Raw genomic sequence first — 2,582 nt, forward strand, 5'->3', positions numbered from 1 at the left:
ATCATCTACAATAATAGCCGCCTCTTTACTGTCTTCAATATGAGGGCTTACTACCTGCCAGAGTTGAGAAGGAGTAAAGCGTTCTCGCCTGAGAAAGTCGCTCACTGCATCGTGACTCAGATTAGCTCGGTGGTCAGCCAACTCAGTGCAAGTGTAGTTAATCTGCGTACTAAGCAGGTAGCTGATGTAATCTTGTTTGTCTAGCATCCCGAAATATATGGTATCTTTACTAAGAAGCGAAAGTCCTATCTATATCAACTTTACATTATAAATATATGAAGTAACGTGAACGGAGCTGCCTAAACTCGTTCAGTAGCCACTATGCTTCGTTCAGTGACTTATCGTTCTCGTTGTACCCTTTTCAAAACTTCGCTGCTAAGTCGTTCTTATCTACTTCCGCACGTACTTCATTAGGAATCAGTATCTTTCGCTAAAACTACCTTACTGATACATGTCACGGCTTGCCCGAATATTTCAGATTAAACACTTTTTACTTTACAACGCCGGGGTGTGGCTAATGGGCGGTACCGTTAGTTTACTGTGGTATTATTCATTAGCATCAGATTGGGGAGTGGCGTATGATCTTCAGAGTAGCATTCGTCATCCGTTAGCCACAGTGCTCTCTTTTTGGATACTAAGCTTTGTTGTATTCGACGTGTTCTTAGCCACCCGTCACTTTTGCAAACCCTGGTTTAACGTCTTTCACCTTGGAGTGAGTCTAGCATTTGGTGTAACTCACAAAGTATTGAGTTATGTAAGTGGCTTGCTATTAGAAAGATTATTTTTGCCCCAAGAATCTAAAACCTGGCAAGAGCTTATTGCTTTGTGGGAACATACTTGGTATGATATATTTCTTGGATCAACCGTTTACTGGATTATACTGATAGTGTTATTAGCTCTAGAAAATCGGCATCGCTATCGTAATGAACGACTTACCTCCCTCGATTTGCGAAATCGGCTCTCCGAAGGACAATTGAACCAGATGAAACTACAGATGCAACCTCATTTCTTATTTAACGCGCTGAATACTATTGCTATGATGGTACGAAAAAATAATCAGCGTGCTGCCATAGACATGCTCAGTAGCCTTAGTGAAATGCTTAGAAATAGCCTAAGTCGAAATCGGCAATCGTTAATTCCGTTAAAAGATGAGCTACAACTTATTGATCAGTATCTTACTATTGAAAAATCTCGCTACCAAGACCGCCTCACTGTAGAGCAAACCATTCAGGACGAGACTTTGACGGTAAAAGTACCTAACTTGATTCTACAACCGATTGTTGAAAATGCCTTTAAACACGGTATTTCTCAGAGTCTACAGGCAGCTCGACTGACAATTTCGACTCAGTTGGAACGGGATAAGTTGGTATTGGAGGTATTTAATACGGGAAACCAGCTTCCCGAAGACTGGAGTTTTACTCGCAATCAGGGAATTGGTTTAGGCAATACTGTTAACCGCTTGATGCAGTTTTACCAAGGCAACTTTAAATTTCAGATTACTGAACGGGAAGATGGAGTGCTAGTAAGAATTGTACTGCCTCAGAATTAATAAACACAAAAACTCTCGCTATTTTGATGCCCTGAAAGTCATGGAAAGAATAACCACTATTATTGTAGATGATGAATTGGAGGCTCGCGAGGGCGTAGTGGCATTGCTTACGGAAGATCAGCAAATAAACGTGGTAGCTGTCTGCGCCAATGGTATTGAAGCTATTCAAGCTATCCGGGAATACCATCCGGAACTATTATTTCTGGATATTCAAATGCCTCAAGTAAACGGATTTGAAGTATTGAACAGTACTACGAAGGAGTACCTGCCCGCGATAATTTTCACTACCGCTTACGATGAATACACACTTCAAGCCTTCGAGGTACACGCAGTAGATTATTTACTTAAACCGTTTACTGACGAACGCTTTTTTGCTGCTCTAAATCATGCTAAACAACTTCTTAACCAAAAAAATACGGCTACCCAATCCATACCTAATCTCGTTCAATCTCGAGTGAAATCAGGCCAGTCCAGCCAGCTAATAAATACTGACTCTTTCGCTTCAGAACGACTTACGATAAAAGTCGATGGCAAAATTCATTTTATTCCTCTTGAAGAAATTATCTGGATTGAAGCGTATGACTACTACGTAAAAATCCACGTAGCTGAACGTTTTTTTCTGCTACGAGATAGTTTAAAAAAGATGGAAGCACGTTTACCTTTCCCTCCTTTTGTACGCGTTCATAAATCAAGTATCATTAATCAAAAGTATTTACAAGAAATTGCGCCTCAGCATAATGGTAACGAGTATCATCTCTCTCTTACTTCCGGCCAAAAGCTTCACAGCAGCCGAAGCTACCGCGATCAGATTAAGAATTTGATCACTAATTGAGCAAAAAAAGGCAGCAAAAATAACTTATCCATTCATACACTGCACCCCAGCGGTTGTTGGCTGCAAAAACAGGTAATTTTAGCGTATTTAGTAGATATTAATTTCAGTTGAAATTAACTGGGAGTTCGAGGCTAAGAACACGTCTAGCTCTTGGTCCTAAATCATGCGCTTATGCTACGTAACTACATCAAAATCGCATTT

General features: G+C 40.4%; 2 protein-coding genes and 1 pseudogene. 2 read left to right on the plus strand and 1 reads right to left on the minus strand.

The genetic code is table 11. The features are described 5' to 3' along the window. Positions 1–207 (minus strand): annotated as a pseudogene (locus tag WBA23_RS03220) (IS701 family transposase); the annotation flags it as partial. 244 nt (positions 208–451) lie between these two features. Between WBA23_RS03220 and WBA23_RS03225 the strand changes: the two are divergent. Both WBA23_RS03225 and WBA23_RS03230 read left to right on the plus strand, forming a co-directional pair. Next, complete coding sequence (locus WBA23_RS03225; protein WP_424580809.1) at positions 452–1,549, plus strand: sensor histidine kinase; 1,098 nt, start codon at positions 452–454, stop codon at positions 1,547–1,549. 40 nt (positions 1,550–1,589) lie between these two features. Continuing rightward, a complete protein-coding gene (locus WBA23_RS03230) occupies positions 1,590–2,381 on the plus strand; it encodes a LytR/AlgR family response regulator transcription factor (RefSeq protein ID WP_424580810.1) in 792 nt (263 codons plus the stop codon). Positions 2,382–2,582 lie beyond the last annotated feature (201 nt).

Origin of the sequence: Tunicatimonas sp. (assembly GCF_049647865.1) — a bacterium.
Classification (GTDB): domain Bacteria; phylum Bacteroidota; class Bacteroidia; order Cytophagales; family Cyclobacteriaceae; genus Tunicatimonas.